General features: G+C 67.4%; 2 protein-coding genes. Both read left to right on the top strand.

The genetic code is table 11. The annotated features are described in order from the left end of the window. The first annotated feature begins 102 nt into the window (after nucleotides 1-102). On the top strand, nucleotides 103-957 hold the full coding sequence (locus ACZ6NC_RS41955; protein WP_465739152.1) for an IS5 family transposase: 855 nt from the start codon (nucleotides 103-105) through the stop codon (nucleotides 955-957). Continuing rightward, nucleotides 954-1,324 (top strand): hypothetical protein (locus tag ACZ6NC_RS41950; protein ID WP_465739151.1); only part of this gene is annotated, 371 nt, incomplete at its 3' end. The genes ACZ6NC_RS41955 and ACZ6NC_RS41950, both read left to right, overlap by 4 nt.

The following is a 1,324-nucleotide window of genomic DNA, read 5'->3' as shown; positions in this document are numbered from 1 at the left end:
AGAGGACGTTAAGTCCGTTTCTGGATGATCTGGTGTCGCCCGTTCGTGGGTACAGAGTCGTTCAGGCTGACTCGCGTGTCGTGTGCATGTTGGTGTTGGTGCATGGAACGGATGCCGTACTCAACGGACTTGTCCGACGGGCAATGGGCCTTGATCCAGCCGCTCGTCACCGCCTGGAAGCAGGAGCGGGTGTCCCGCTCGGCGACCGGGGACCCCGGCTCGTGCGACCTGCGCGAGGTGGTGAACGCGCTGCTCTACCAGAACCGGACGGGCTGTCAGTGGCGGCTTCTGCCACATGACTTTCCGGCCTGGTCGGCGGTGTTCTACTACTTCACCCTGTGGCGCCGGGACGGCCTTGACCAGCAAATCCAGGAGATCCTGCGCTGCCAGGTGCGGGAGCGGGCCCGACGATTAGAGGACCCGTCCCTGGTGATCATCGACACCCAGTCCGTCCGCGTGGCGGCCGGGGTGCCGAAGGAGACCACGGGACTGGACGCGAACAAGAAGACGCCCGGCAGAAAGCGTGGACTCGCCGTCGACGTGCTCGGTCTGGTCATCGGCGTGGTGGTCCTCGCCGCGAGCGCCCACGACAACGAGGCCGGCATCGCCCTGCTGGACCAGGCAGCGATGCGGTGCGGGATGCGCCTGGAGAAGGCCCTGGTCGACCAGGGCTTCAAGGACGCCGTGATCATCCACGGGGCGGTGAAGGACATCACCGTCGAGGTGGTCCGGCGCAACCCCGACGACGTGGGCAAGGGCTTCGTTCCGCAACCGAAGCGGTGGGTGGTCGAGCAGGTCAACGGCACCCTCATGCTCCACCGGCGCCTCGCCCGCGACTACGACCATCGGCCCGACAACGCCGCCTCCCGCGTCTACTGGGCCTCCACCGCGGTCATGCTCCGCCGCCTCACCACCCCCAGCCCCGCCTGGCGCGACGATGTCGAGCTGGCCGCGTGAACGTCGCCGAACTCCTGCGGCTGCTGCAAGCCGAACATGACGAGACCGCCGCACGAGCCGACGGCCTGCGCGAACAGATTGACCAACTCACCAGTGCCCTCGCCGAGGTCGAGGCCCGCCTCGCCGAGATCGTCACCACTGGCAAGGTCATCGACAGCCTCACGCTACCCGACCACGAACCGGCTCCCTCGGACACCGACACCGTCTACCAGCGCATCGTGACCGCCTTCAACGAGCATCCCGGGCGGGTCTTCCGGGTCCGCGAGCTACACGAACTCCTCGGGCTGCCCACCGACGAGCCCTCGATCAACGTCACCCGCTCCCGCCTGGGACGACTCGTCCGCCAGGGAGTCCTCGAGCAACCCGA

The organism is Kitasatospora sp. NPDC041988 (genome assembly GCF_055588525.1).
Note: the sequence above shows the minus strand (reverse complement) of the source record. Positions and strands in the feature narration are given on the sequence as shown.